The sequence below is a fragment of the Streptomyces sp. NPDC015345 genome (assembly GCF_043078805.1).
GTDB lineage: Bacteria > Actinomycetota > Actinomycetes > Streptomycetales > Streptomycetaceae > Streptomyces.
Map to the genome: position 1 here is coordinate 730,531 of NZ_JBIBTX010000001.1, position 26,787 is coordinate 757,317.

The following is a 26,787-nucleotide window of genomic DNA, read 5'->3' on the forward strand; positions in this document are numbered from 1 at the left end:
TTCCTCGCGTTCATCAGCCGGGCAACCCGGCGGTGAGCAGTTCCACGAAGCCGACGTCCTCCTTGGCGACGCCGAAGACCTCGGCGCGCCGCAGGGTCCGCTCGGCCCAGGCGCGGTGCGGCTTCACTTCGTTCATCTTGTTCGTGTACGACGAGCGCAGCACCCCGCCGCCGCCCCGCTCCGGACGCAGGATGTCCTCGGCGTCGCTGAACTCCTCGTGGCTGACGACCGACAGGGCGTGTACGGGCAGCACGTGCGAGGGGTGGATGCAGGTCTTGCCGAGCAGGCCGTTGGCCCGGTCCAGCTCGATCTCGCGGAGCAGGCCGTCCATGTCGTGCTCGATGAGGGCCTGCCGCAGTTCCTCCGCCCGCCCCTCCAGGAAGGGGCTGCGGCGCAGCTGCGGCTTGAACATCCTCTCCTGCACGCGGAAGTACTCCCACACGGGCCCGGTCACGGTGAATCCGGTGCCGTCGGCCCTGCCGAGGACGTTCACCACGTCGGCGATGACGGAGGCCACGATCTGTACGTCGTACGCGGTCATGTCCGGCGGCCTGCGCAGGCCGTAGGCCGAACAGAAGTCGGTGACGCCGAGGCGCAGCGCGAGGACCCGGTCGCGGTACTTGTCGACGGTGCGGGCGATCCCGGCGAGGGTCTCGGCGCGGCTCTCCAGGTGCAGCAGCTCGGGCGACTCCAGGACGGGCATGGCGAAGAGCCGCCGCCCGCCGAGGGCGTCGGCCCCCGTCTCCGCGACCGTGAGGGCCTCCAGGAACGGAACCCCTCGTTCCTCGGTGAACTTGGGCAGTACGAATCCGGACAGCAGCCGAAGGCTCGGGCCGAGCCTGCGGGTGAGGTCCGGAATCTGCTCGGCGGCGCGGACCCGGACGAAGAGCAGCGGGGGTTCCACGCCTCTTTCCGCCAGGTCGGCGAATTGCCGGACGAGGTTCTCCTCGGCGTCGGCCACCTCGGCGTCGTCGATGGAATCCTCCAGGCAGACCACCATGGAGGTGACGCCGCGGCCGCCCTGCTTCAGGATGTCGTCGGCCAGGCGGGGGCGGGTGGCGGGGCTGTAGAGCGTGGCGCCGAGGGCGGAGGCGAGCAGGTGGGGCGGGGAGTCCGCGGTGAAGGCACACGGCTCCCGATGGAAGAGGCGCTGTCGCACCTCTGGGGCGATGTGCCCGAAATGACGCATGAGTGATTCCCCTGTTGTCGCTGTTATCGCCTGTTCCGTCGGCCATGAACCGTGGTGATGTGGCCGGTAATAGTACGTAGGGACGGGTGTCGGGGGTTCCCTCCGGGCATGAATTCCAGGTAACCCGGACATGTCGCACACGCTCACCACACAACCGTCGCACGCTCGCAGCACCCGCAGGTCAGGCGCCTGCCGACGCGGCCGGGACCTTGTGCCCCCCGCGTTGTCCCGCCCGTGCGGGGGAAGGCAGGATGACCGCATGACGCACGCGATGTTGAAGGGGTCCAACGTCCCTCTCGAAGCCCCGGCGGTCCGCGCCGTGCTGCGCTGGACCCCCGGACAGGGCGTCCCCGACGTCGACGCGTCGGCGCTGCTGCTCGGCGGTGACGGCCGGGTCCGTTCCGACGAGGACTTCGTCTTCTACAACCAGCCGCGCCACCCCGGCGGCAAGGTCTGGCGGCTCGGCAAGAAGCGCGTCGCCGAGGGCCTGACCGACACGATCCAGACAGATCTGGCCGGCATGGAGGGCGCGGTCAGCCGGGTGCTCCTGGTCGCGTCGGCGGATGGCGTCGCCTTTGAACACGTACGGGCGCTGCGGATCCTGCTGTACGACGCCGCGGTCGCCGAAGGTGAGCCGCTCGCCTACTTCGACATCACTCCGCAGACCGGCGAGGAGACGGCGCTGATCTGCGGGGAACTGTACCGGCGCGGCGAGGGCTGGAAGTTCCGCGCCCTCGGCGAGGGGTACACCAACGGCCTCGAAGGGCTCGCCTCCGACTTCGGGATCTCCGTGGACGACACGGACTCCGCCGAGCCCTCCACGGCCGCGCCCGGAGCCGATTTCCCGCTGCCGCCGCAGCAGCCCGCGCCGCAGCCCCAGCCGTCCATGGGCCCGGCCCAGCCGTCGGTCGCGCAGCCGCTGCCGCAGCCGTCCGTGGTCCAGCCGCAGCCACAGCCCGCGGCCCAGCCCTCGTACGGCTATCCGCCCGAGCCGCCCCGGCACCCGGCGCCCCAGCCCTCGTACGGCTACCCGCCTGCGGCGCCCACGCAGCCCACGCCGATCGGCGGTCCCCCGCCGATGCCGCACCCCGCACAGCCTTCGTACGGTTATCCGCAGCCGGTGGTGACCCCGGTGCCGGACCCGAACTTCCGGCTGCCTCCGCAGGGACCGCAGTTCCTGCCGCGCTGAGCCTCCACCGGGCGCGGCGCAGGCCTCGCCCGGCACGGCGGCGCGGGGCGCGGGGTCACCCCACCTTGGTCTTGTAGCCCCTGCCCCACTGCAGCCCCCAGCCGTAGAGCCGGTCGAGCTCGGCCTGGAAGCCGTAGACGAACTTCACCTCGCGGCGGACGACCAGCTCGCCCTTGACGTTCTCGATGGAGACGACCGCGCACGAGCGGGCCTGCGGCTGGCGCTCGTCCAGGTCGATCTCGATCCGCGGCCCGTTGCTGGGGTAGAGCGTGACCTTGGCGTGCGTGCGGTCGAAGGCCGGCGTCTGGTCGTAGATGTACGCGAAGACCAGCAGCCGCTTGATGTTCTCGCGGTGGTCGAGGTTGACGTAGATCGTCTCCCCGGAGGGCGAGCCGAAGCGGTCGTCGCCGCTCAGCTTCACGTACGGCGGCGCGTTGAGGCTCCCGAAGAAGCTTCCCAGCGGTTGTACGACGCCCTTGGTGCCGTCCATCAGCTCGTACAGGCAGCCGATGTCGAGGTCGACGTTGACCACGCCCTGGGTGTGCGCCTGCACCACGTCGGGCTGGAACATCTTGAGCGGGTGCCGCAGCAGCCCTCCGGACCTGCGCTGCTTGCCCATGAAGTCGGACGTCCGCATCTGCCAGGACAGGTTGACGCGGAGGTTGCCGGTGGCCGCGCCCTGTTTGCTGAGCGAGACCGTGGGGTTCCGTTTGGTCAGTTCGATGGAGTTGGTCGCGGCGCCGCCCGAATCGAAGTCCATCGAACGCCCTCGCCACAGACCGTCCCAGAAGGACATGCCGCCCCCAATGTGTCCTTGTGCCGCATACGACTGCCGGTGGTGCCGGCCCGGAAAGACCGGCGGGGCGGCCATGAGGACTCCTCCTCGATGGCCGCCCCGCTCAGAGCGTTCCTCACCCTGGCCGCCGTCACACTCCGGAGTACGGAATCGGACAGCGCGGCAAGGGAATAGGTCAACGAACAGTCGGCGTCAGATGCCGGACGAGACCTCGGCCTTCTCACCCGGACTGCCCTGTCCCTCGGCTGCCGCGAGCCGCTTGTTGCGCAGCACGGACGACACGAAGGACCAGGCGATCAGGATGACGCCGACAGAACCGGTGATGAGCTCGTGGATCTCGTACTGGATGGTGACGAGGAGGATCACCGCGAGGGCGCCGATCGCGTAGTGCGCGCCGTGCTCCAGGTAGACGTAGTCGTCGAGGGTGCCCTGGCGGACCAGGTAGACGGTGAGCGACCGGACGTACATGGCGCCGATACCGAGGCCGAGCGCCATCAGGACGATGTCGTTGGTGACGGCGAAGGCGCCGATGACGCCGTCGAAGGAGAACGACGCGTCAAGGACCTCCAGGTAGAGGAACATGAAGAACGCGGCCTTACCCGCCATCAGGACGGCGGGTGCCTTCTTGCCGCTCTTCTTGGCCTCCTGCTCGGCCTCGTGCTCGCGCTCCTCCTCTTCCTCCAGCTTGTTCTCGAAGTAGCCGGAGAGGCCGCCCACCACGAGGTAGGTGATGAGACCCGCGACACCGGAGATCAGGACTGTCTGTGCCTTGTCCACATGGACGCCGCCGTGCTGGTGGGCCTGGGTGGCGACGGTCATGGCGGCGATCAGGAGCACGACGAGCGCGATGCAGACCGACAGCATGTCGACCTTGCCCAGCTTGGCGAGCGGACGCTCGATCCAGCCCAGCCACTTGATGTCACGGTCCTCGAAAATGAAGTCGAGGAAGATCATCAACAGGAACATGCCACCGAAGGCGGCGATCGACGGGTGGGCGTCGGTGACCAGCTGCTGGTATCGGTCCTTGTCGTTGAGCGCGAGGCGCACCGCCTCGATCGGGCCGGTCTTGGCACTGATGGCCACGATGACGACGGGGAAGACCAGCCGCATGCCGAAGACCGCGATCAGGACACCGATGGTGAGGAAGATTTTCTGCCAGAAGGCACTCATCTTCTTCAGGATTCCGGCGTTGACCACCGCGTTGTCGAAGGACAGCGAGATCTCGAGGACGGACAGGATGGCGACGACGCCGAACCCTGCCCACCCCCCGTAGAACACCGCGGCGACCAGGCCGAGCGCGGTCACCGCGAACGACCAGCCGAAGGTTTTCAGAATCACTGGTTACCCAATCGTGTGTGTACGGGCTCCCGTTTAGCGGTCTCCCCCGCGCCGGTCCCCTGCTTTACGAAACGTTGACCCCGAAGTCTAGAGCGATGCCTCGCAGACCCGACGCGTACCCCTGCCCGACCGCACGGAACTTCCACTCGCCTCCGTACCGGTACACCTCGCCGAAGATCATCGCGGTCTCCGTCGAGGCGTCCTCGCTCAGGTCATAGCGCGCGAGCTCCTGCCCGTCCGCCTGGTTCACCACGCGGATGAACGCGTTGCTGACCTGACCGAACGCCTGCCCGCGATTGTCCGCGTCATGAATCGAGACCGGGAAGATGATCTTGTCGCAGTTGGCCGGGACCTTGGAGAGGTCGACCAGGAGCGATTCGTCATCGCCGTCGCCCTCGCCGGTGAGGTTGTCGCCGGTGTGCTCGACGGAGCCGTCAGGGCTCTTCAGGTTGTTGTAGAAGACGAACCACTCGTCACCGAGGACCCTGCCCGCGTCGCACAGCAGCGCGCTGGCGTCGAGGTCGAAGGGGGCGCCGGTGGTGGAGCGCGCGTCCCAGCCGAGGCCGACAAGGATCTGGGTGAGGTTCGGTGCGGCCTTGGAGAGGGAGACGTTGCCTCCCTTGGCGAGTGTGACGCCCATGTTCGTGGTCCTCCCCGAGGTGACGGGAGTGCCCCCGAGCCGACGGGGACACGCGGTGATGAGCACGTCCGGCGCCGCACCTCATGCGTGTGCGACGCCGGACGAAGAAGCGGAGGGCCGCTCGGCTCAGACGTTGACGCCGAAGTCCTGCGCGATACCGCGCAGGCCCGAGGCGTAACCCTGACCGACCGCGCGGAACTTCCACTCGGCGCCGTGGCGGTACAGCTCGCCGAAGACCATGGCGGTCTCCGTCGAGGCATCCTCGGAGAGGTCGTACCGCGCGATCTCCGCGCCGCCCGCCTGGTTCACGACGCGGATGAACGCGTTGCGGACCTGGCCGAACGACTGCTGACGCGTCTCGGCGTCGTAGATGGAGACAGGGAAGACGATCTTCTCGACGTCCGCGGGCACCGAGGCCAGGTTGACCTTGATCACCTCGTCGTCGCCCTCGCCCTCACCGGTGGTGTTGTCACCGGTGTGCTCGACGGAGCCGTCAGGGCTCTTCAGGTTGTTGAAGAACACGAAGTTCTGGTCACCGCTGACCTTGCCCTCCGCGTTCGTCAGGATCGCGCTGGCGTCGAGGTCGAAGTCCGTACCTGTGGTGGTGCGGACGTCCCAGCCGAGGCCGACCAGTACAGCGGTCAGGCCAGGCGCCTCCTTGCTCAGCGATACGTTGCCGCCCTTGCTGAGGCTGACTCCCACGAGTCCTCCCAATTGGTGTCCAGGGGCGGGGAGCCCCAAGCGTTGCGTTGCATCGGATCAACGAGTGGATCCTAGTGACCGGTTCCCGGCCGCCACAGGCTCTGCACCTGAAGAATCACAGGGTGTCGCCCCTGAGAGAACCAAGGGTTCGCCGAAGCGGGGGTCGCCGGCCGGATCGGGCTGAGGTCGTCGGCCGGATCAGAGCGTTTCGAGCGCCTTGACGTACTCGTTCAGGTCACGCGCGTCGGGCAGGCCGTTGACGACGCTCCAGCGCACGACGCCCTCCTTGTCGATGATGAAGGTGCCGCGCACCGCGCAGCCCTTCTCCTCGTCGAAGACGCCGTACGCGCGCGAGACCTCGCCGTGCGGCCAGAAGTCGGAGACCAGCGGGTACTCAAGACCCTCCTGCTCGGCGAAGACGCGCAGCGTGTGGATGGAGTCGTTGGAGACGGCGAGCAGCTGGGTGTCGTCGTTGACGAACTTCGGCAGCTCGTCGCGGAGCGCGCACAGCTCGCCGGTGCACACGCCGGTGAACGCGAACGGGTAGAAGAGCAGCACCACGTTCTTCTCGCCGCGGAAGTCGGAGAGCTTCACGGTCCGGCCGTGGTTGTCCTTGAGCTCGAACTCCGGGGCCTTGGTGCCGGTCGCGATTCCAGCGAGCGCCATGACTACGCATCCCTTCGACGGGGCCCCTCGGTGGGGCCGTTCGGGTGACACCCACCCTACTTCCGTCGATCTACGCCCTTTGGGGCGCCGGCCCGGACGCGGGCGAGTCCGTACACGCGTGAGGCCCCCGCCGACGGATGGTGTCGGCGGGGGCCTCACGGCTGTCTCTGCTGGGTTCGCGGCTCGGCGCGCGTGGCTAGCGCTTCTTCGCGGCCGCCTTGGGCGTGACCAGGCGGGTGCCGCTCCAGTCCTTGCCGGCGTTGATGCTCTTGGTCTGGGACAGGCCCGCGGTGGTGGCCGCCTCACCGATGTCGCTCGGCTCGACGTAGCCGTCACGACCGGTCTTCGGAGTCAGCAGCAGAATCTGGCCGCCCTCCTCCATGTACGCGATGGCATCCACCAGCGCATCAGTCAGGTCCCCGTCGTCCTCACGGAACCAGAGCACCACGGCATCAGCCACGTCGTCGTAGTCCTCGTCGACGAGCTCTGTGCCAGTGGCCTCCTCGATGGCCTCGCGGAGCTCCTGGTCGACGTCGTCGTCGTAGCCGATCTCCTGGACCACCTGGTCGGGCTGGAAACCAAGCCTTACGGCAAGGTTCGTCTCCGCGTGGTCCGCGGTCGCGCTCACGGATTGCCTCCTGATCATGTTTTTCGGGAATGCCTTCAGCCACGCGCGTGCGCGGGGCATTGGCCGTAGTCCACACGGGCGGGGCGGATCGCGCAAGTACCCGGCCGCCGAGACCGCCGAAACGGTGACGTTCCCGGCCGTGTCGCCGCAACTGCCGCCTCATCCGTACGGACCGAACGGCTCTGCGAAGCAGCTAGGCAGGATGGGCGTATCGTTGCGATTTGGTCGAGCCTACCCCAGAGACCGCCAGGTGAACGTCTCGGTTACCTCTCGGTAGAGATGACGTCCGCGTCAGTCGGGTACACGATGGGGAGCGGTGCACGGCCAGGCAGAACCCAGGCGAGAGCCCCAACAGCGAAGGAACAGCGTGGCTTCCGGATCCGATCGCAACCCGATCATCATTGGCGGCCTGCCGAGTCAGGTCCCGGACTTCGATCCCGAAGAGACCCAGGAGTGGCTGGACTCCCTCGATGCCGCGGTCGACGAACGCGGCCGTGAGCGGGCCCGCTACCTGATGCTCCGGTTGATCGAGCGCGCACGCGAGAAGCGCGTGGCCGTTCCCGAAATGCGCAGCACGGATTACGTCAACACGATCGCCACCAAGGACGAGCCGTTCTTCCCCGGCAACGAGGAAATCGAACGCAAGGTCCTGAACGCGACCCGCTGGAACGCCGCGGTGATGGTCTCGCGCGCCCAGCGCCCCGGCATCGGCGTCGGCGGCCACATCGCCACCTTCGCTTCCTCCGCCTCCCTCTACGACGTGGGCTTCAACCACTTCTTCCGCGGCAAGGACGAGGGCGACGGCGGCGACCAGATCTTCTTCCAGGGGCACGCGTCCCCCGGTATCTACGCCCGCGCCTTCCTCCTGGACCGGCTCACCGAGCAGCAGCTCGACGCGTTCCGCCAGGAGAAGTCCAAGGCGCCCAACGGCCTGTCCTCCTACCCCCACCCCCGGCTGATGCCGGACTTCTGGGAGTTCCCGACGGTCTCCATGGGTCTCGGCCCGCTCGGCGCGATCTATCAGGCGCGGATGAACCGCTACATGGAGGCGCGCGGCATCGCCGACACCTCCAAGTCGCACGTCTGGGCGTACCTCGGTGACGGCGAGATGGACGAGCCCGAGTCGCTCGGCCAGCTCTCCATCGCCGCCCGTGAGGGCCTGGACAACCTCACCTTCGTCGTCAACTGCAACCTCCAGCGCCTCGACGGCCCGGTGCGCGGCAACGGCAAGATCATCCAGGAGCTGGAGTCGCAGTTCCGCGGCGCCGGCTGGAACGTCATCAAGCTGGTCTGGGACCGCAGCTGGGACCCGCTGCTCGCCCAGGACCGGGACGGCATCCTGGTCAACAAGCTGAACACCACGCCCGACGGCCAGTTCCAGACGTACGCGACCGAGACCGGCGCCTACATCCGCGAGCACTTCTTCGGCGACGACCACCGGCTGCGCGCCATGGTCGAGAACATGACCGACGAGCAGATCCTGCACCTCGGCCGCGGCGGTCACGACCACAAGAAGGTCTACGCGGCGTACGCGGCGGCCAAGGCCCACAAGGGCCAGCCGACGGTGATCCTCGCCCAGACGGTCAAGGGCTGGACCCTCGGCCCGAACTTCGAGGGCCGCAACGCCACGCACCAGATGAAGAAGCTGACGGTCGACGACCTCAAGGGCTTCCGCGACCGCCTGCACATCCCGATCACGGACAAGCAGCTGGAGGACGGCGCCCCGCCGTACTACCACCCCGGGCGGGACTCCGAAGAGATCCAGTACATGCACGACCGCCGCAAGGGCCTCGGCGGTTACGTCCCGACCCGCGTCGTGCGCGCCAAGCCCCTTCAGCTTCCCGAGGACAAGGCGTACGCGGCCGCGAAGAAGGGCTCGGGTCAGCAGTCGATCGCCACCACCATGGCGTTCGTCCGCATCCTCAAGGACCTCATGCGGGACAAGGAGATTGGCAAGCGCTTCGTGCTGATCGCTCCCGACGAGTACCGCACCTTCGGCATGGACGCGTTCTTCCCGAGTGCGAAGATCTACAACCCGCTCGGCCAGCAGTACGAGGCCGTGGACCGTGAGCTGCTCCTTGCCTACAAGGAGTCGCCGACGGGCCAGATGCTGCACGACGGCATCTCGGAGGCGGGCTGCACCGCCTCCCTGATCGCCGCCGGCTCGGCCTACGCCACCCACGGCGAGCCGCTGATCCCGGTCTACGTCTTCTACTCGATGTTCGGTTTCCAGCGCACCGGCGACCAGTTCTGGCAGATGGCCGACCAGCTGGCGCGCGGTTTCGTCCTCGGCGCCACCGCCGGCCGCACGACGCTGACCGGTGAGGGCCTCCAGCACGCCGACGGCCACTCGCAGCTGCTCGCCTCGACCAACCCGGCCTGCGTCGCCTACGACCCGGCCTTCGGTTACGAGATCGCGCACATCGTCAGGGACGGTCTGCGCCGGATGTACGGCCCTGACAGCGAGGACGTCTTCTACTACCTCACCGTCTACAACGAGCCCATCCAGCACCCGGCCGAGCCGGAGAACGTGGATGTCGAAGGCATCCTCAAGGGCATCTACCGCTTCAAGTCCGGCGAGCAGGGCGCCATCCCCGCCCAGATCATCGCGTCGGGTGTCGCCGTGCCGTGGGCGGTCGAGGCCCAGCAGATCCTCGCCTCGGAGTGGAACGTCAAGGCGGACATCTGGTCGGCCACCTCGTGGAACGAGCTGCGCCGCGAGGCCGTGGACGTGGAGCGTCACAACCTCCTGCACCCCGAGGAGGAGCAGCGCGTCCCGTACGTGACGCGGAAGCTGTCCGGCGCCGAGGGCCCGTTCGTGGCCGTCTCCGACTGGATGCGGAGCGTCCCGGACCAGATCTCCCGCTGGGTGCCCGGCACCTACCAGTCGCTCGGCGCGGACGGCTTCGGCTTCGCCGACACGCGTGGCGCGGCCCGCCGCTTCTTCCACATCGACGCCCAGTCGATCGTGGTCGGCGTGCTGACCGAGCTGGCCCGCGAGGGCAAGGTCGACCGCTCCGTCCTGAAGCAGGCGATCGACCGCTACCAGCTCCTCGACGTCGCGGCCGCCGATCCCGGCCCGGCCGGGGGCGACGCGTAGCGCACGTCCCATCCGGAGGGCGGCGGGGCACGGGTCCCGTCGCCCTCCGGCGTTTCCTACGATGCGCCCATGAAGGAACAACCGGCACAGACTCGTTGGGAGCAGCGCACCCAGCGCCCTCTCCTCGCGCTCGCGGTGGCGTTCGCCCTCGCCTACGCCGTGCCGATCGTGATGCCCGACGCGAGTCGGACCGTCACGCGGACCTGCACGATCGTGGAGTGGGTCGTCTGGGGCTCGTTCGCCGTCGACTACGTCGTACGTCTCCTCCTCACCGATCAGCGGCGGCTTTTCATCCGCACGCACTGGCTCGACCTATGTGCCGTTCTCCTTCCGATGATTCAACCGCTGCGGTTGCTGCGGCTCGTCTCCACGCTGATGCTCGTCGGCCGGCGGGCCCGCATGGCGTCGCAGATAAGGCTGACGACGTATGTCGTGGGCTCGGTGGTGGGCCTGTTGATGTTCGGTTCCCTGGCGGTGCTCTCCGTGGAGCGGGAGTCACCGGACGGGAACATCAAGACGCTGGGTGACGCGGTGTGGTGGTCCTTCACCACCATGACGACGGTCGGCTACGGCGATCACGCTCCGACGACGGGACTCGGCAGGGTGCTCGCGGTCGGATTGATGCTGTCGGGCATCGCACTCCTCGGTGTGGTCACCGCGAACATCGCGGCGTGGTTCATCGCCCGATTCGACAAGGACGACGCGGAGGAGCGACGCCAGACGGCCGCGATCGAGGCGCTGACGGCGGAGGTGAAGGCACTGCGGGAGCAGGTGGCGGGGCTTTCGGGGGCGGGGGCGGTGCGGGGCGTGGACTCGGTGCTGGGGGCGGGTGCGGCACCGGAAGCGGGCCCGGTGCCGGAGACGGACGTGGCGCCGGGAGCGGGCTCGGCGCCGGCAGCAGGCTCGGCACCGGAGGCGGACGTGGCTCCGGGGGCGGGGGCGGTGCGGGGAGCGGATTCGGTGCCGGAGGCGGGTGTGGTGCCGGAGGCGGGTGCGGTGCGGGGAGCGGACTCGGTGCCGGGCGCGGAGTCGGCACTGGAGACGGGCCCGGCACCGGAGGTGGGACCGAAGGCGCTCAAGGCTCCGGGGGCGGGTGCGGTGCGGGGAGCGGACTCGGTGCCGGGCGCGGAGTCGGCACTGGAGGTGGACTCCGCACCGGGGCCGCACTCGGTTGCGGACTCGGGCTCGGCGCCGGAAGCAGACTCGGGGCCGGGAGCGGGCTCGGCACCGGGAACGGATTCGGCACCGGAGGCGGACGTGGCTCCGGAGGCGGAGTCGGCACCGGAGGCGGGCCCGGTGCCGGAGGCGAACGCGGCGCCGGGCGCGGAGTCGGCACTGGATGTGGACTCCGCACCGGGGCCGCACTCGGTTGCGGACTCGGGCTCGGCGCCGGAAGCAGACTCGGGGCCGGGAGCGGGCTCGGCGCCGGGCGCGGACTCGGCACCGGAGGCGGACGTGGTGACGCGGGTGGGCTCCGTGCCTCGCCCCGCGGCCGCCGAGGGCGCCGCCGGGCAGACGGCGGTGCCTCTCGGCGGGACGGGGCCGTGCTGAGCCGGGGCGGGTCGCCCGTGTCAAAACATGCCGTCCATCGTGGTCGCCCCCGATATCCGAAGAAGCGCGAGGACGGTGTCGATCGCGCCCAGGACGAGGGCGGCCAGGGCCGGTGCCGGGCGGGCACCGGCCCAACTGCGGCCCAGGGCGAGCCAGCCGCACACGATCGCCATGGGGCCGAGGATGATCCCCAGCACGAAGAACCCGGCGATCGCGCAGACGGCTCCTACTACCCCGAGCGTCGCGCGGTCCGGCCCACTCCGCGACCACGTACGGCCGCGTGAGCGGGGGTGCTTGCGCGTGGCGTGTCCGAAACCCGCCATCATCACTCCTTGAGTCAGCCCGTTCGGGCTCAAGACCGCGAGTACCCCGCTTCAGCGCTCCCAGACCTTGAACGCCCGCACACGGTAAGGAGATTCGGGCGCCCAGGTGCCACTGCCCGGGTAGGTGTTGAACTCCCCGGTCTCGCCGCACTTCGCGGATTGGTATGTGGTGACGGGCCGGCCGGTGCGGTTGGCGAGAGCTTGCGCGCTGCCCCCCTCCGGCAGCGTGATACAGCTCTCGATGTCGATGTCGGCCAACTCATACGTGTGCCGGTCACCCTTGAACTGCGCCTTCTCCCAGAGGCAGAGCTCACCTGGCGCGCATCCGCGGAGCATCGGTGGGGCCGCGGCCACGGCTTGCGTGGGTGACAGGATCACCGCCGCGAGTGCGGCGGCGGTGACGGTCGTGGGCATGGCCGTACGCATGTGCTCAACCCCCGTGTGGTGTAGCTCAGTTGTCCGCGTCGTGCGGATCTCATGTCTGAACTCTGGACCGTCCGACCGCACCATCGGAAGGGGTACGAATGTGCGTCACCCGGATAGGCGAAAGCCCCCCAGAATGTCCCTGAGGGGCTTTCCCTGACTTCTGCCGCCGCCCGGCCGTCCACGGACGTGCGGCGCGCCCAATGCCCTAAATGTGCACCGCACCCGCACCGGCTTCGGCGTTGGTTCCACGCTTGGCGAGGAACGCGACGAAGACCGCGACCACCGCGACACCGGTGGCGACCAGGCAGGCCATGCCCATGCCCGACATGAACGTGTCGTGCGTGACCGAGGTGATCTGATCGGCGACCGACGGCGGCGCCTTCGGCGGAACCGGAGCTATGCCGACCTGGACGGCTTCGGCGGCCTTGTCGAGGTCGGCGGGGCTGAGAGGCGGCAGCTTCGCCTTCGCCCAGTTGTCGGCCAGGTCGCTGTCGACCTTCGACGCCATGACGGCGCCGAGGACCGCCGTGCCGAGGCTGCCGCCGATCTGCATCGCGGCCTGCTGGAGGCCGCCGGCCACACCGGAGAGCTCCATCGGCGCGTTGCCCACGATGACTTCGGTCGCGCCGACCATCACCGGAGCGAGACCGAGGCCGAGGAGGGCGAACCAGAGCGACATCAGACCGCTGCCGGTGCCCGCCTCCAGCGTGGACATGCCGTACATGGCGGCGGCGGTGAGCAGCATGCCGCCGGCCAGCGGAATTCTTGGGCCGGTCTTGGTGATCATGGCGCCCGCCAGCGGCGAGCCCACGATCATCATGCCGGTGAGGGGCAGCAGGTGCAGACCGCTGTCGACGGGACTCATCCCGTGCACGTTCTGCAAGTAGAAGGTGACGAAGAAGAGTCCGCCCATGAAGGCGATGGCCATCAGCACCATGAGGACCACGCCCGCGGACAGCGCCACGGAACGGAACAGGCCGAGCGGTATGAGCGGTTCCTTGACCTTCGACTCCCACGCCGCGAAGAGTACGAAGCTCAGCACGGAGGCCGCGATGAACGTCCAGGTCAGGCCGTCGCCCCAGCCCCATTCCGGAGCCTTGATGAGCGCCCAGACGAGGCAGAACATGGCCGCCGACAGCAGGGCGATGCCCAAGACGTCGAAGGACCTGGGGGCGTTCTCGGCGCGGTGGTCCCTGAGGATGAACAGGCCGAGCGCGACGGCGAGGACGCCGACCGGCACGTTGATGAAGAAGACGGACTGCCAGCTGACGTGCTCGACGAGGAGACCGCCGAGGATGGGGCCGCCCGCCGTGGAGGCACCGATCACCATGCCCCAGATGCCGATGGCCATGTTGAGCTTCTCGGCCGGGAACGAAGCGCGGAGCAGACCGAGCGCGGCAGGCATCAGCAGGGCACCGAACAACCCCTGGAGCACGCGGAAGGTGACCACCAGCGGGATGGTGTCGGACAGGCCGATGGCCCCGGAGGCGGCGGCGAAGCCGATCACCCCTATGAGGTACGTCTGACGATGGCCGAAGCGGTCACCCAGCTTGCCCGCGGTGATCAGCGAGACGGCGAGCGCCAAGAAGTAGCCATTGGTGATCCACTGCACCTCCGCGAAGGTGGCGCCGAGATCAGCCTGGATGGCGGGGTTGGCGATCGCGACGATGGTGCCGTCCAGGGCGACCATCATCACGCCGATCGCGACAGAGAAGAGCGTCAGCCAGGGGTGACCGCGGAGCCCCTTGGCCGGGGTCGGAGCGGACACCGGCTCCGGCGCCTTGTCCGCCTTGTCGGCGGTGGTCTGACTAGTCATGCGACCAGGCTAATGACAGCGACTGACAGTCGACAAACGTCTTCACAAGTCGGTAACTGACATGAAGCTGCCCGCAGATATGCTGAACTGGGCAAACAGCAGAGGGGGCCATGGCGTGAAAATCGGGCAGCGAGCGACAGGACCCGTGGAAACCCAGGCCGAGACCGCCGAGGACGTCTCACCCGGCCTCGCGGCGCCCGGACTGCGGGAGCGCAAGAAGCAGCGCACTCGTGACGCGCTGCTGCGCGCGGCACTCGAACTCTTCACGACCAAGGGGTTCGAGGAGACGACCGTCGACGAGATCGCCGAGACCGTCGAGGTGTCCCAGCGCACGTTCTTCCGCTACTTCGCCAACAAGCAGGAGGCCGCCTTCGCCGTCCAGGAGATGGTGGAGGCGCGGTTCGTCCAGAGCCTGCGCGATCGCCCCGCCGAGGAAGCCCCGCTCGTGGCGCTGCGCGGAGCGATCCTCGGCGCCTGGGAGGCCATGGGGCAGTCGATCGAGGAGGTCGTGCCGGTCGAACTGCACATGAGCACGTACCAGATGATCGAGTCGACGCCCTCGCTGCTCGCCGCGCACCTGCGCCGCTCCATGGAGACCGAGGAAGAGATCGCCCGGGTGATCGCCGAACGGGAGGGACTCGACTTGGACGCCGACCCGCGGCCGCGTGTGGCCGCGGCGGCGTTCAGCGGCGTGATGCGGGTGACAGGCCGGCTATGGGGCGCCGGCGAGGACATCAGCGTGGAGTCCATCCGAGAGCTCACCGAGCAGTACCTCGACCACCTGGGTCCCGCCCTGGCCACGGACTGGCGTACACCTCGGCCGTCTTAGCCGTCCGCGCCGACCGCGTCGCGAACCGTCCAACCGGTGGAATCCGCACTTACGTTGGGCGATGAGGCAGGTACCCTAAGTCACGCACGCGCGTGGCGCGCGACGGTTCGCCGTCCACCTACAGAGCGTGACGAAGCGCTTCGATATGTGCCCGCTGTGCCTCAATTACCCCTCTGGAAACGTGATCTGCCTCACGCGATGCACGGTATGCATCAGGGTTCTCCTAGGGTGTTCCGCAGTGACTTCCTTCGACTCCTCCCCACAACTCAACGCGTGGCGTGCTCTGCTCGCGCTGGCTGTCGTATTCGTCATGCTGGCGACCACGGGCTGGACCGCCGTGCGGAACAACAAGGGCGACTCCTCGCCTCTCGAAGCCGCGATCTCCGCCTGGGAGCGGGGGAACATCGACGGGCGCGCGCTGCCCGACCCCGATGCTCCCGCCGCTCGGCTCAGCCAGTTCTTCGCCTCGCTCGACAAGAAGCAGCGCAACCGGCTCGCCGGCCGCTACCCCCTCGCGGTCGGCAACATGAACGGTGCGCCTTCCGAACTGCGTTATCGCGCGAACCGCATCGCCCTGAGACAGGCCCGCAAGGTCGAGCGGGAGCGTATGCACGACAAACGCCTCTCCCCCTTGGGGCAGCAGGAGGCCGAGCGCAGAATGAAGCGCTTCGGGGTCATGATGCGCCCCGGACGCCAGGTCCTCGCCTTCGATCCCATGGGTTCCGGTCGCATGGCCGAAGTCATCGGAGACCTGGACAAGGCCCGCCGTGTCTCTGTCGTGGTACCCGGCGTCGACACCAACGTGCTGACCTTCGAGCGGACGTTCCGCAAGTACTCGGCGCCGGTGGGCATGGCCAAGGCGCTCTACCGCGCGGAGCGCTCCGTGAACCCACGCGCGCGTACCGCCGTGATCGCCTGGGCCGACTACACCGCGCCCGTGGGCATCGGCGTGGACGCGGCCACGGCCATGCGCGCCGAGAGCGGTGCCGTACGCCTCGACTCCATGGTGCGAGGGCTCCCCGGGCGCTCACCGGTCGCGCTGTACTGCCACAGCTACGGCTCCGTGGTGTGCGGTGTGGCCGCGCGGACCCTGCCTGCGCGGGTCACCGACATCGCGGTCGCGGGCAGTCCCGGCATGCGCGCCGACAAGGCATCGCAGTTGGGTACGGAGGCCCGGATCTGGGCCGCCCGGGACAGCGACGACTGGATTCAGGATGTGCCCTACATGGAGGTCGGCGGGCTCGGCCACGGCGCCGACCCGGTGTCCGGCAGTTTCGGCGCGCGGGTGCTGTCCTCGGCGGGTGCCGCGGGCCACACCGGCTACTTCGAACCGGGCACGGAGAGCCTGCGTAATTTCGCCGAGATCGGCACAGGTTCGTACGACGGGGTGCGATGCGCGAGTGGGGACGACGTCTGCCGGAAGGGCATTTCCGGCGAGGCGGCGGCCTGACGCGCGTAGAAATCGACGAAACAACGGCCCGCCGCAGGAGGGACGGAGGCACGCGTGCCGCCTACGATGAGCCGCATGGGTGACGTACTGGCCGGATTTCATGCCGCCTGGGAGTTCGAGTCCGACTCCGTGCTCATCCGCTTCGAACGGGGAATCCGCACACCGAAGCTCTACCAAGCGCTCGGTGAACGGCGTATCCCGCATGAGGCGATCGCAGCGGTGACACTCTCCCCCGGGAAACGCGGGACCGTCGTTCTTCATGCCGTGCCGAGACCCGGCGCCGATCCTCTGATGGAGGCGGCGGCGGGCCAGCTCAAGGACGGCTGCGACCCGTACCGCTTGGTGCTGCCCGCCGAGCGGGAGACGCTCGCCGAGTACTACGCGGACGAGCTGCGGGCACAGATCACTTCGGACGCCACCGGACCCCCGGATCGCTATCTGGTGGCCGCCCCCGAGGCTCCGCTGCACTTCAAGGCGTACGACGGCAAGGCGTCCTTCGACGGCAAGCTGGTGTCCTTCCGGTGGTTCTGGACAGGCGCCTCGTCGGCGAAGTGGAAGGCCGGTGACCAGAGCTTTCCCGTCACGGATCTGGGTGGGATCGAGTGGCGCTCCCCGGAGGTCTTCGAGGGCCATCTGAGGCTGCTGCGCCGTGATTCCCCCGTGGCGCAGCCCGCGCAGGCCGATCAGGACCCCGCGGCCGTCGTCTTCGGCCTCGGGTACGGCCCGGTCCACGAGTCGCTGCCGTTCGCCGCGTCGGTCCTCGCGGCGATTCGGTCCTCGGGCCCGGCCCTGACGTCCACCGGCGTCGGAGCCGCGCCGACATCGGCTGTCCGGCGCGATCCGGCGGACATCGCGGACCGCATCCGGCATCTGGGCGAGCTGCACCAGGCGGGTCTGCTCACGGACGAGGAATTCACGGCGAAGAAGGCCGAGCTGCTGGCCGAGCTGTGATCCACGCGGTCGCCACCGCCTCCCGTGGGGCGGTGGTGATACCTGGGTATGAGGTCCGGTCCAGCACCCCGGTATGACGGCGCGCGGGGTGCTTCACGCCTACGCTGATCAGGCCATGAGCAGCGCGACGACACCTCCCGACCAGAGCCCCGACCGCCCGGTGGACGAGCCGGGTGGCCGCGGGTCCGGCCTCCGGCGTGCGACGGCAGCCGTCGTGGACGGTCTGCGGACGGTGGGGGCATCCCTCGCGACGCCCGCGGGCTCGACCGAGCCGCTGCTGGCGAGCGCGCCCAAGCGCTGGGTGCGGATGTTGCCCCATGTGATCGCGCTGGGCTTCGTCGCCACCCTCATCCCGGTCACCGTGCAAGTGCTGACGCATGACTACGGCGTGGGTGGCGGCCTGGCGGGCGCCCTGGGAGTCGCGCAGGTCGCCCCGCTGTTCCTCGCGGTCACCCGGCCGCTTCCCGCGTGGTGGATCGTGATCGTCGCGGATGTCGTCGGCGCGATCACCACGATGGCATCGGCCCCGGACCGGCCGGGACCATGGACCCCCATGATCATCGTGGGGTATCTGGTCCTCTGCTGTGCCCTGTCCCTGCGAGAGAGCCGCCGCACACTGCTCGGGATCTGGCTGGTCACCGTGGTCGCCGGGCTGGTGCTCGGAGCGTTCCACGGAAGCGGCGGCCAGGACACCGGCGTGCTGCTGATCGTGCTGAGCGGGGCCGTGCTGCTGCTCGGCTCCCTGCTGCGTGAGCGCGGCGACGCCCGGCGCAGGCTCGTCGAGCAGGAGACCATCAGCGAGACCGAGCGCTCCCAGCGCACACTCCTTGAGGAGCGGGCCCGCATCGCCCGCGAGTTGCACGACGTCGTCGCCCACCACATGTCGGTCATCACGGTCCAGGCGGACTCCGCGCCCTACCGACTCGACGGCCTTCCCGACGCGGCACGTGAGGAGTTCGGGAGCATAGCGGCGAGCGCCCGGGAATCCCTCACCGAGATGCGGCGGCTGCTGGCGGTGCTGCGCAGCGAGGGTGTGGACGGCGAGCGGGCACCCCAGCCTGGCTTGGACCGGTTGCCGCACCTGGTCGAAGCCACGGTGCGGGCCGGCATACCGATCGACCTGTCACGCCCGGAGCTGGCGATCCTCACGCACCTCGCCAAGGTGTCACCGGCCGTGGACCTGTCCGCGTACCGCATCGTCCAGGAAGCCCTGTCGAACGTGATGCGGCACGCCCCGGGCGCCCGGACCACGATCACGCTCAGTCTGGACGACGAGAACCTCCTGATCCTCGTGGTCAACGGCCCGTCCGAGCAGCCTCCCGCCTCGCTGGAGGGCAGTGGCACGGGCCACGGACTTGTCGGCATGCGCGAGCGCGTACGGTTGGTCGGCGGCACGGTCGACGTCGGGCCGCTGCCCGACGGCGGCTTCCGCGTCGCCGCCCGGCTCCCCCTCCTCCCGAAGGACTCCGGCACCGCATGACCATCCGCGTGATCATCGTCGACGACCAGGCCATGGTGCGGGCCGGCTTCGCCGCCCTGCTGGCGGCGCAGAGCGACATCGACGTCGTGGGTGAGGCACCGGACGGCAAGAAGGGTGTCGAGGTCAGCCGCAGCACACACCCCGATGTCGTCCTGATGGACGTCCGCATGCCGGAGATGGACGGACTCGCCGCGGCCCGCGCCCTGTTGGACCCGCCGCCGGGAGTGGTGCATCTGCCGAAGGTGCTGATGCTCACCACGTTCGACGTGGACGATTATGTGTACGAGGCGCTGCGCGCCGGAGCCTCCGGGTTCCTGCTCAAGGACGCGCCGCCCGCGGACCTGATCTCGGCGGTCCGTGTGGTGGCCTCCGGCGAGGCGCTGCTGGCCCCCTCGGTGACCCGGCGGCTGATCGCGGACTTCGCGAAGCAGCGTCCCGCGCCGCGAAAGGACCAGTCGCTTCAGCTCAACGGCCTGACGCCGCGTGAGACCGAGGTACTGGTGCTGATCGCGCGCGGCCTGTCCAATCAGGAGATCGCCGAGCGCCTGGTGCTCGCCGAACAGACGGTGAAGACCCATATCGGTCGCGTGCTCAGCAAGTTGGGGCTGCGGGACCGCGCCCAAGCCGTGATCTTCGCCTATGAGTCGGGGCTGGTCACACCGGGCGAGCAGTAGCCCACCCCCTACCTCGGTATCACCACCGCATACCCCGGTATCACCTGAGAGTTGGCTCCTCGGTGTGACGTGCCGTCGCACACCGTCTCCCTATCTTTCGCTGCGTCAGGCCACAGCGCGCCACGGAGCGGGGAGGGAGACCGGCCATGCGGATTCGGTCCTGGAAAGCACGGAGCAAGAGGGCGCTGGTCGCCGCCGCGCTCATGACGACGGTCGTGGCGGGTACGGCGGGTTGGACCGTCGGCAACGAGCAGCAGCCGCTCACGGGCCCGCCGCCGGGCACGAGTTCCTGGCGTGCGGACCATTCCTTGGGGATGCGGCTGCCGGATCCCGCGACCGCCTCCCCCGCCCGCGTCGCCGCGTTCTTCGACTCGTTGAGCGCCGCCCGGCGCCAAGAGCTGGTGACACGGCACGCCTCGGTCGTCGGCAATCTCGACGGAGCTCCCATAGCTCTCCGGTACGAGGCCAACGCCCGCTTCCTCAAAGCCGAGCGAAAGCGGGAGCGAGCCCGGTCGACCGACCCCGGCCTCACCGCGCAGGACCGTGCGCGGGCCCGTGCCCTGATCGACCGTTACGGCGAACTGCTCGCCCCAGGGCGCCAGATACTGGCGTTCGACCCGCGAGGCCGCGGCCAAGTGGCGGAGGTGTACGGCGACTTGGGTCGGGCCGACCATGTCTCTGTCGTCGTGCCGGGCTCCGACATCGACCTGAACACCTTCGACCGCACCAACGACAAGTACGGCACGCCGGCCGGGATGGGTCGCTCCTTGTACGCGGCGGCGGGCAAGCGCACGGCCGTGGTCGCCTGGGTGGGGTACACCACCCCGGTCGGCCTCGGCCCGGACGCCGCCACTGGCCGCCTCGCCGAAGCCGGTGCGCCACGCCTCGCGCGCTTCACGCAGGGGCTGACGGCGGCAGGCGCCCCGAGACCCGCCGTGTTCTGCCACAGCTACGGCTCGGTGGTGTGCGGCCTGGCCGCACCACGCCTCACCGCGACCGACCTGGTGGTGCTCGGCTCTCCCGGTATGCGGGCGCGGAGCGTGGCCGATCTGCACACCGATGCCCGCGTCTGGGCCGCCAAGGACGACAGCGACTGGATCGGCAACGTGCCGAACGTCGAGTTGTTCGGCCTCGGCCACGGCGAGGACCCGACGGCTCCCGGCTTCGGCGCCCGGCGCGTCCCCACCGAACAGGCCGAGGGCCACACCGGCTACTTCACCCCCGGCACGGACTCCCTGCGGGCCTTCGCCCGCATCGCGGGCGGGGCCGACTCCGCCGGCACCACTCGGACCATCGGAGCACGGACATGAGCCTTCCCCTCCTGAACCGGCTGCGCGGAGCGGCCTCCGCGATCGACGCCAGAACGCCGGCCCACCGTGACCGAGCCATAGACGGGCTGCGCGCCGTGGCCCTGCTCGCCGTGCCGACCGGGCACTGGCTCCTGGGTGGCTTCACCCTCGACACCGGAGGGGCGCTGCACAACGCGAGCCCCCTGTCCTCGTTCGGCTTCTTCGCACCGATCAGCTGGGTGCTTCAGATGCTGGGCATCTTCTTCCTCGTGGGCGGCTATGCCTCCACGCTGTCGTACCGGCGGGCGGTGGCGCGGGGCGAATCAACGGGCGCCTGGCTGCGTGGGCGCCTCGCGCGACTGGGGCGGCCGGTCCTGGGCGTGACCGCGGCCTGGGCCGCGCTGCTTCCGGTGCTGTACACGCTGGGGGTGCCGGGCACGACACTGCGCACGGCGTCCACGCTGGTCATACAGCCCTTGTGGTTCGTGGGCGTCTACACGGTGATCACGGCGCTCACCCCCTGGTGCATACGGGCGGCGGAGCGGCTGGGGGCCTGGGCCGCGCTGCCCCTGGTCGGGTCGGTCGCCCTGGTGGACTTCCTGCGCTACGGGCCGTTCGCGGAGGGCATGCCTTCCTGGCTCTCCCTGCTGAATCTGCTGCCGGGTTGGATGTTCGCCTACCAACTGGGCGTCTCCTGGGGCGAGAAGAGGCTGGGCGGGCGTGGGGCCTGGCTCCTGCTGGCCGGTGGCACCGCTCTCTTCGCCGCCCTCCTCCTCGCCTTCCACTATCCGGCGTCGATGGTCGGCGTCCCCGGCGAGGCCCGGACGAACTCGCATCCGCCGTCGCTGCTGGTCCTTGCCCTGGCCGCCGCGCAGAGCGGTGCGGCGATCCTGTTGCGGGACCGCATCGGCCGTCTGCTGCGCAGACCCGCTCTGTGGGCGCCAGTCGTCGTGGTCAACCTGTCGGCGATGACGATCCTGTGCTGGCACCAGACGGCGCTGCTGGCCGCGGCCGTGCCCGGCTCGTTCCTCGGCGCGGTGCCGGGGCTGACCACGGGCCCCGACACGCTGGGCTGGATAGCGGCTCGGATCGCCTGGCTTCCGGTTCTCGCGGCGCTGCTGGTCCTGATAGGCCGTTACGCCCGAGGCTTCGAGGCGCCGTGGAAGCGCGCGAGCCACGCGAGGCGGGCGCTCGCCGGAGTCCTGGCGGCCGGGTTCGCGGTGTTCGCCCTGGGCCTCGCGTGAGGCAGGTTCAGACGCTCTCCGACGTCTTGCGGGCACCGGCGTAGGTATCGATCTTGTAGTCGAGGACCGAGAGGGTGTCCTGCAACTCGGCGATGCGGCTGCGGACATCGCGCCGGGTGCGCTCCAGAAGCTCCTGGCGCTCGGGGAAGGTGTGCTGGCCCTCGCGGACGAGTTCCGCGTAGCGGACCATGTCCGCCACCGGCATCCCGGTCAGGCGGAGCTTGCCGACGAGGGCCAGCCAGTCCAGGTCGCGATTGCGGTAGCGGCGCTGGCCCGTGTGGGAGCGGTCGATGTGGGGCATCAGGCCGATCCGCTCGTACCAGCGCAGGGTGTAGGCGGTGAGACCGGTGAAGGCGGCCACCTCGCTGATCGTGTAGTGGTCCTGGCCGTCCGGGCGCGGGGGCCCGGCGGGTGCCGAAGCGCAGGGGTCGACCTCCCGGGGCGGGCGGGCTGGTGCGGGCGTGGTCTCCATCACCGTCATGCCCTCACGCTAGAACCTTGGAGTGTGCTCCAAGCAAGTGGGTTCGGGAGAAAAGAGGGGGGCGTCTCATTTCTTGGTCACTGGCGGCGACCTGGCGTCACGGTGCTCAGCAGGGAGGAATTAGGCTCTTGGACATGCAGAGCTTGGGGATGATCGAGAACTGGCCGGTGTCCACCGCTGCCGCCGCTGTCGTCCGTGCGGACGGGACGGTCGTCGGCACGCACGGGCCGACGGACCACCGCTTCGCCCTCGCCTCGGTCACCAAGCTTCTCGCGGCGTACGCGGCGCTGGTCGCCTACGAGGAGGGTGCGGTCGAGCTCGACGAACCCGCCGGGCCCGAGGGCTCGACGGTGCGGCATCTGCTCGCGCACACCAGTGGGCTCGCCTTCGACGAGCACCGGGTGATGTCGGCGCCGGGGACGCGGCGGCTGTACTCCAACGCGGGGTTCGAGGTGCTGGGCGATCACATCGCCAAGGCGACGGACATCCCGTTCGGGGAGTATCTGCGGCAGGCCGTGCTGGAGCCGCTCGGCATGAGCGCCACCGCGTTGGAAGGCGAGGGTTCGCCCGCCAAGGACGGGGTGTCCACTGTCGACGACCTCGTCAGGTTCGCCGCGGAGGTGCAGGCGCCTCGGCTGCTGGACGCGCGGACGGTGGCCGCGGCGATGACGGTGACGTATCCGGGGCTGAAGGGTGTACTGCCGGGGTACGGGCATCAGAACCCCAACGACTGGGGGCTCGGGTTCGAGATCCGGGACTCCAAGGCGCCGCACTGGACGGGGAGTTCGTCTTCGCCTCGGACGTTCGGGCACTTCGGGCAGGCCGGGACGTTCCTGTGGATCGACCCGGACGCGGGGGCGGCGTGCGTCGCCCTCACCGATCGGCCCTTCGGGCCCTGGGCCGTCGAGGTGTGGCCGCCGTTCACCGATGCGGTGCTCGGAGAGCTCTGAGGCTCCGGCCCCACACCACCCACCCCGCCTGCCCCCTCCCCCGCCTGCTCTCCGCCTACTCCCCCGCCATCTCCCACACCAGCAGCTCCGCCGAGGCGTCGCCCACGGCCACCGCCTCCACGCCCGTCTCGGCTGTGATCCGCGCCGAGTCCCCGGCTGTCAACCGCTCCTCACCGAGCCGTATCTCGCCGCGCACCACGTGGACGTAGACGAAGGGGGAGTCCGGCAGCTCAGTCCGTTCGGCCGGGGTCAGGCGGCGGGTGTGCAGCAGGGCGCCCGCGCCGGGGATCTCGTACGGGGTCGAGTCGGCGATGCCGTGGATGACGGCGTAGGACGGGTCGCCGCCCGGCGCGAGGGGGGCCAGCCACATCTGGATGAAGATGAGAGGAGCCTTGCCGTCGTTGCGTTCCACGTGGCGGACGCCGCCCGCCGCGGACAGGTGCTGGACGTCGCCGGGGCGGACCAGTGACTCGCGGCCCGTCGAGTCGCGATGGGTCAGTTCGCCCTCGACGACCCAGGTGACGATCTCGGTGTGGCTGTGCGGATGTTCGTCGAAGCCCGCGCCGGGCGCGAGGCGCTCTTCGTTGCAGGCCAGGATCGCGCCGAAGCGGAGGTTGTCGGGGTCGTAGTGCGGTCCGAAGGAGAAGGCGTGGAAGGACTCGATGCCCGCCGCCGCCTCCCCGCCGCGGTACCGGTCGCCGGAGCGCCGTACGTCTATCACGCACCCCACGTTAGCCCCGGCACCGCACGTCCCCGCCCCGATAAGGCAGTCTTGTCCCCGTGCCCGAACCCTCAGCGAACGAAGACCACCAGGAGTCCCGGCCGGGGTTCCCGCCCGGTTCCCCACAGGAGCCGGGATCCGGGCCCCGCCAGGACCGCCGCACCCCCCACGCGCACACCGCGACCCTCAAGCGCCTGGAGAAGTCGTCAGGGAGCCTCGCGGCGCAGGCCATCGCACGCATGGACGAGACACTGTCCTGGTACCGGGCGATGCCGCCGGAGAACCGCTCCTGGATCGGCCTGGTCGCCCAGGCCGGTATCGCCGCGTTCACCGAGTGGTTCCGGCATCCGGACGCTCCGCAGGCCATCTCCACCGATGTCTTCGGCACCGCGCCCCGCGAGCTGACCAGGGCGATCACCCTGCGCCAGACCGTGGAGATGGTGCGTACGACGATCGAGGTGATGGAGTCCGCCATCGACGAGGTGGCGGCCCCGGGAGACGAATCCATCCTCCGTGAGGCGCTGCTCGTCTACGCCCGCGAGATCGCCTTCGCGACCGCGCAGGTGTACGCGCAGGCCGCCGAGGCACGCGGTGCCTGGGACGCCCGGCTGGAGTCGCTGGTCGTGAACGCCGTGCTCTCCGGGGAGGCCGACGAGGGAGCCGTCTCCCGCGCCGCCGCGCTCGGCTGGAACTCTCCCGAGCATGTCTGCGTGCTGCTCGGTACCGCACCGGACGGCGACAGCGAGCTCACCGTCGAGGCCATCCGCCGGGCCGCCCGGCATGCGAAGCTCCAGGTCCTGACGGGGGTGCTCGGTGCTCGCCTGGTGGTCATCGCGGGCGGCAGCGACAACCCGCTGGCGGTCGCGAAGGCGCTGATCGGCCCGTATGCCGCCGGTCCCGTGGTGGCCGGGCCGGTCGTCCCTGATCTGCTCGCCGCCACGCGTTCCGCGCAGGCCGCGGCCGCCGGGCTCAAGGCGTGCGCCGCCTGGCAGGACGCCCCGCGGCCCGTCCTCGCGGACGATCTGCTGCCCGAGCGAGCCATGGCCGGGGATCCGGCGGCCCGCGAGCAGCTGGTGGAGGAGATCTACAGACCACTCGAGGAAGCGGGCTCCGCGCTCCTGGAGACGCTCAGTGTCTATCTGGAGCAGGCGAGCAGCCTCGAAGGCGCGGCCCGGATGCTCTTCGTCCACCCCAACACCGTGCGCTACCGGCTTCGACGTGTGACTGACGTCACCGGCTGGTCGCCTTCCGATGTGCGCTCCGCGTTCACGCTCCGGATCGCGCTCATCCTGGGGCGTCTGGCCGACGGGGATCCTCAGTCGTAGGGCTTTTGTCGGGCCCCTACAATTCCCCCAGCCGTTCTTCGTCCCTGTCCCCACGGGCGGCTTACGCCGTCGACAAGAGAGAGTGTGAGAGTGCTCGTACTCGTCGCTCCCGGCCAAGGCGCTCAGACGCCCGGCTTCCTGACCCCCTGGCTCGACCTCCCTGGCGCGGCAGACCGCCTCGGTGCCTGGTCGGACGCCATCGGGCTCGACCTTGCCCACTACGGCACGCAAGGAGACGCGGACGCGATCCGCGACACCGCCGTGGCGCAGCCGCTGCTCGTGGCCGCCGGACTGCTCTCCGCCGCGGCACTCGGTGACATCACGCCGGGCGCGGTCGCCGGACACAGCGTCGGTGAGATCACGGCCGCCGCGTACACCGGTGTCATCGGTGATGACGACGCCCTGCGCCTGGTGCGCAAGCGCGGTCTCGCCATGGCCGAGGCCGCCGCCGTCACGGAGACCGGCATGGCGGCACTGCTCGGCGGCGACCCGGAGATCACCGTCCCGCACCTGGAGAAGCTCGGCCTGACCCCGGCCAATGTGAACGGCGCGGGCCAGATCGTGGCCGCCGGCACCAAGGAGCAGCTGGCCGCGTTGGAGGCCGACAAGCCCGAGGGTGTGCGCAAGGTCGTCGCCCTCAAGGTCGCGGGTGCCTTCCACACGCGGCACATGGCTCCGGCGGTGGCCCGGCTGGAGGAGGCCGTCAAGGGACTCACCCCCGCCGACCCGAAGTTCACGTACGTCTCGAACCGCGACGGCAAGCCGGTCGCCACCGGTGCCGAGGTGATCGAGCGCCTCGTCGGCCAGGTGGCCAACCCGGTCCGCTGGGACCTGTGCATGGAGACGTTCAAGGAGCTGGGCGTCACGGCGCTGATCGAGGTGTGCCCCGGCGGCACGCTGACCGGTCTGGCCAAGCGCGCGCTGAAGGGCGTCCAGACGCTCGCGGTGAAGACCCCCGATGACCTCGACGCGGCCCGCGCGCTCGTCGCCGAGCATTCCTGAGCCGACGACAGACAAGGAGCCGTAGCG

Annotated in this window: 24 protein-coding genes and 1 pseudogene; 13 read left to right on the forward strand and 12 right to left on the reverse strand. The window is 69.7% G+C overall.

All coding sequences use genetic code 11. From position 1 onward, the window contains the following. Window positions 1-13 precede the first annotated feature (13 nt). Window positions 14-1,189, reverse strand: a complete 1,176-nt coding sequence (locus tag ACF062_RS03340; protein WP_223774398.1) for an HpcH/HpaI aldolase/citrate lyase family protein — start codon at window positions 1,187-1,189, stop codon at window positions 14-16. 259 nt (window positions 1,190-1,448) lie between these two features. On the opposite strand from ACF062_RS03340, the gene ACF062_RS03345 reads away from it, so the two are divergent. Further along, window positions 1,449-2,378: a TerD family protein gene (locus tag ACF062_RS03345; RefSeq protein ID WP_392135036.1), complete on the forward strand. Its 930-nt coding sequence runs from the start codon at window positions 1,449-1,451 to the stop codon at window positions 2,376-2,378. Window positions 2,379-2,433: 55 nt separating this feature from the next. Here ACF062_RS03345 and ACF062_RS03350 read toward each other — a convergent pair whose 3' ends face one another. The 6 genes from ACF062_RS03350 to ACF062_RS03375 all read right to left on the reverse strand — a co-directional run bounded on the left by ACF062_RS03350 (window position 2,434) and on the right by ACF062_RS03375 (window position 7,148). Next, window positions 2,434-3,174 carry a Tellurium resistance gene (locus ACF062_RS03350; protein ID WP_392136496.1) on the reverse strand — a complete coding sequence of 247 codons (741 nt, stop codon included), beginning with the start codon at window positions 3,172-3,174 and terminating at the stop codon, window positions 2,434-2,436. A 192-nt stretch (window positions 3,175-3,366) separates the two neighbouring features. Continuing rightward, on the reverse strand, window positions 3,367-4,512 hold the full coding sequence (locus tag ACF062_RS03355; protein WP_392135039.1) for a DUF475 domain-containing protein: 1,146 nt from the start codon (window positions 4,510-4,512) through the stop codon (window positions 3,367-3,369). Window positions 4,513-4,576: 64 nt separating this feature from the next. After that, window positions 4,577-5,152: a TerD family protein gene (locus ACF062_RS03360; protein WP_223774402.1), complete on the reverse strand. Its 576-nt coding sequence runs from the start codon at window positions 5,150-5,152 to the stop codon at window positions 4,577-4,579. 126 nt (window positions 5,153-5,278) lie between these two features. Then, window positions 5,279-5,854 (reverse strand): TerD family protein, encoded by a 576-nt coding sequence (locus ACF062_RS03365; RefSeq protein WP_392135042.1) that lies wholly within the window; start codon window positions 5,852-5,854, stop codon window positions 5,279-5,281. 198 nt (window positions 5,855-6,052) lie between these two features. Beyond that, a complete protein-coding gene (locus ACF062_RS03370) occupies window positions 6,053-6,520 on the reverse strand; it encodes a peroxiredoxin (protein ID WP_356577294.1) in 468 nt (155 codons plus the stop codon). 196 nt (window positions 6,521-6,716) lie between these two features. Further along, entirely contained in the window at window positions 6,717-7,148 is a 432-nt protein-coding gene (locus ACF062_RS03375) for a DUF3052 domain-containing protein (RefSeq protein WP_205033912.1), read from the reverse strand. A 367-nt stretch (window positions 7,149-7,515) separates the two neighbouring features. On the opposite strand from ACF062_RS03375, the gene aceE reads away from it, so the two are divergent. After that, window positions 7,516-10,248, forward strand: a complete 2,733-nt coding sequence (gene aceE, locus ACF062_RS03380) for a pyruvate dehydrogenase (acetyl-transferring), homodimeric type (protein WP_392135046.1) — start codon at window positions 7,516-7,518, stop codon at window positions 10,246-10,248. Window positions 10,249-10,317: 69 nt separating this feature from the next. Then, a pseudogene (locus ACF062_RS03385) lies at window positions 10,318-11,034 on the forward strand (potassium channel family protein); the annotation flags it as partial. A 785-nt stretch (window positions 11,035-11,819) separates the two neighbouring features. Here ACF062_RS03385 and ACF062_RS03390 read toward each other — a convergent pair. The 3 genes from ACF062_RS03390 to ACF062_RS03400 form a co-directional block, all read right to left on the reverse strand. Next, window positions 11,820-12,125, reverse strand: coding sequence for a small hydrophobic protein (locus ACF062_RS03390; protein WP_392135049.1), 306 nt, complete (start codon window positions 12,123-12,125; stop codon window positions 11,820-11,822). Between the two features lie 48 nt (window positions 12,126-12,173). Beyond that, a complete protein-coding gene (locus ACF062_RS03395) occupies window positions 12,174-12,548 on the reverse strand; it encodes a peptidase inhibitor family I36 protein (protein ID WP_392135052.1) in 375 nt (124 codons plus the stop codon). Between the two features lie 205 nt (window positions 12,549-12,753). Continuing rightward, a complete protein-coding gene (locus ACF062_RS03400) occupies window positions 12,754-14,364 on the reverse strand; it encodes an MFS transporter (protein WP_392135055.1) in 1,611 nt (536 codons plus the stop codon). A gap of 145 nt (window positions 14,365-14,509) precedes the next feature. Between ACF062_RS03400 and ACF062_RS03405 the strand changes: the two genes are divergently transcribed. The 7 genes from ACF062_RS03405 (at window position 14,510) to ACF062_RS03435 (ending at window position 22,281) form a co-directional block, all read left to right on the forward strand. Beyond that, on the forward strand, window positions 14,510-15,193 hold the full coding sequence (locus tag ACF062_RS03405) for a TetR/AcrR family transcriptional regulator (RefSeq protein WP_392135058.1): 684 nt from the start codon (window positions 14,510-14,512) through the stop codon (window positions 15,191-15,193). Window positions 15,194-15,431: 238 nt separating this feature from the next. Beyond that, window positions 15,432-16,643: an alpha/beta hydrolase gene (locus tag ACF062_RS03410; RefSeq protein ID WP_392135061.1), complete on the forward strand. Its 1,212-nt coding sequence runs from the start codon at window positions 15,432-15,434 to the stop codon at window positions 16,641-16,643. 75 nt (window positions 16,644-16,718) lie between these two features. Continuing rightward, window positions 16,719-17,594, forward strand: a complete 876-nt coding sequence (locus ACF062_RS03415) for a DUF4429 domain-containing protein (RefSeq protein ID WP_392135064.1) — start codon at window positions 16,719-16,721, stop codon at window positions 17,592-17,594. Between the two features lie 115 nt (window positions 17,595-17,709). Continuing rightward, a complete protein-coding gene (locus tag ACF062_RS03420) occupies window positions 17,710-19,074 on the forward strand; it encodes a sensor histidine kinase (protein WP_392135067.1) in 1,365 nt (454 codons plus the stop codon). After that, entirely contained in the window at window positions 19,071-19,748 is a 678-nt protein-coding gene (locus ACF062_RS03425; protein ID WP_320591050.1) for a response regulator transcription factor, read from the forward strand. Before ACF062_RS03420 ends, ACF062_RS03425 begins: the two co-directional genes overlap by 4 nt. Before the next feature lie 146 nt (window positions 19,749-19,894). Next, entirely contained in the window at window positions 19,895-21,058 is a 1,164-nt protein-coding gene (locus ACF062_RS03430) for an alpha/beta hydrolase (protein WP_392135070.1), read from the forward strand. Next, window positions 21,055-22,281 (forward strand): acyltransferase, encoded by a 1,227-nt coding sequence (locus ACF062_RS03435; RefSeq protein WP_392135072.1) that lies wholly within the window; start codon window positions 21,055-21,057, stop codon window positions 22,279-22,281. Before ACF062_RS03430 ends, ACF062_RS03435 begins: the two co-directional genes overlap by 4 nt. 7 nt (window positions 22,282-22,288) lie before the next feature. On the opposite strand, the gene ACF062_RS03440 is transcribed toward ACF062_RS03435, so the two are convergent. Further along, window positions 22,289-22,762 (reverse strand): MerR family transcriptional regulator, encoded by a 474-nt coding sequence (locus ACF062_RS03440; protein ID WP_392135074.1) that lies wholly within the window; start codon window positions 22,760-22,762, stop codon window positions 22,289-22,291. A 134-nt stretch (window positions 22,763-22,896) separates the two neighbouring features. On the opposite strand from ACF062_RS03440, the gene ACF062_RS03445 reads away from it, so the two are divergent. Then, a complete protein-coding gene (locus ACF062_RS03445; protein WP_392135076.1) occupies window positions 22,897-23,712 on the forward strand; it encodes a serine hydrolase domain-containing protein in 816 nt (271 codons plus the stop codon). Window positions 23,713-23,767: 55 nt separating this feature from the next. Here the strand turns inward: ACF062_RS03445 and ACF062_RS03450 are convergent, their stop codons facing one another. Further along, on the reverse strand, window positions 23,768-24,433 hold the full coding sequence (locus tag ACF062_RS03450) for a pirin family protein (RefSeq protein WP_392135078.1): 666 nt from the start codon (window positions 24,431-24,433) through the stop codon (window positions 23,768-23,770). 194 nt (window positions 24,434-24,627) lie between these two features. On the opposite strand from ACF062_RS03450, the gene fasR reads away from it, so the two are divergent. Together fasR and ACF062_RS03460 are read left to right on the forward strand one after the other, a co-directional pair. Next, the gene (gene fasR / locus ACF062_RS03455) at window positions 24,628-25,758 is read left to right on the forward strand and encodes a fatty acid biosynthesis transcriptional regulator FasR (protein WP_392136498.1); all 1,131 of its coding nucleotides are present in this window, start codon (window positions 24,628-24,630) and stop codon (window positions 25,756-25,758) included. A 90-nt stretch (window positions 25,759-25,848) separates the two neighbouring features. Continuing rightward, window positions 25,849-26,760, forward strand: coding sequence for an ACP S-malonyltransferase (locus tag ACF062_RS03460; RefSeq protein WP_356577320.1), 912 nt, complete (start codon window positions 25,849-25,851; stop codon window positions 26,758-26,760). Window positions 26,761-26,787: the final 27 nt, after the last annotated feature.

Bases quoted from the DNA above. Each gene is read 5' to 3' on its own strand.
- ACF062_RS03340 (WP_223774398.1), bottom strand. From the start codon at position 1,189: ATGCGTCATTTCGGGCACATCGCCCCAGAGGTGCGACAGCGCCTCTTC.
- ACF062_RS03345 (WP_392135036.1), top strand. From the start codon at position 1,449: ATGACGCACGCGATGTTGAAGGGGTCCAACGTCCCTCTCGAAGCCCCG.
- ACF062_RS03350 (WP_392136496.1), bottom strand. From the start codon at position 3,174: ATGTCCTTCTGGGACGGTCTGTGGCGAGGGCGTTCGATGGACTTCGAT.
- ACF062_RS03360 (WP_223774402.1), bottom strand. From the start codon at position 5,152: ATGGGCGTCACACTCGCCAAGGGAGGCAACGTCTCCCTCTCCAAGGCC.
- ACF062_RS03370 (WP_356577294.1), bottom strand. From the start codon at position 6,520: ATGGCGCTCGCTGGAATCGCGACCGGCACCAAGGCCCCGGAGTTCGAG.
- ACF062_RS03390 (WP_392135049.1), bottom strand. From the start codon at position 12,125: ATGATGGCGGGTTTCGGACACGCCACGCGCAAGCACCCCCGCTCACGC.
- ACF062_RS03395 (WP_392135052.1), bottom strand. From the start codon at position 12,548: ATGCGTACGGCCATGCCCACGACCGTCACCGCCGCCGCACTCGCGGCG.
- ACF062_RS03400 (WP_392135055.1), bottom strand. From the start codon at position 14,364: ATGACTAGTCAGACCACCGCCGACAAGGCGGACAAGGCGCCGGAGCCG.
- ACF062_RS03415 (WP_392135064.1), top strand. From the start codon at position 16,719: ATGGGTGACGTACTGGCCGGATTTCATGCCGCCTGGGAGTTCGAGTCC.
- ACF062_RS03420 (WP_392135067.1), top strand. From the start codon at position 17,710: ATGAGCAGCGCGACGACACCTCCCGACCAGAGCCCCGACCGCCCGGTG.
- ACF062_RS03425 (WP_320591050.1), top strand. From the start codon at position 19,071: ATGACCATCCGCGTGATCATCGTCGACGACCAGGCCATGGTGCGGGCC.
- ACF062_RS03430 (WP_392135070.1), top strand. From the start codon at position 19,895: ATGCGGATTCGGTCCTGGAAAGCACGGAGCAAGAGGGCGCTGGTCGCC.
- ACF062_RS03435 (WP_392135072.1), top strand. From the start codon at position 21,055: ATGAGCCTTCCCCTCCTGAACCGGCTGCGCGGAGCGGCCTCCGCGATC.
- ACF062_RS03440 (WP_392135074.1), bottom strand. From the start codon at position 22,762: ATGACGGTGATGGAGACCACGCCCGCACCAGCCCGCCCGCCCCGGGAG.
- ACF062_RS03445 (WP_392135076.1), top strand. From the start codon at position 22,897: ATGCAGAGCTTGGGGATGATCGAGAACTGGCCGGTGTCCACCGCTGCC.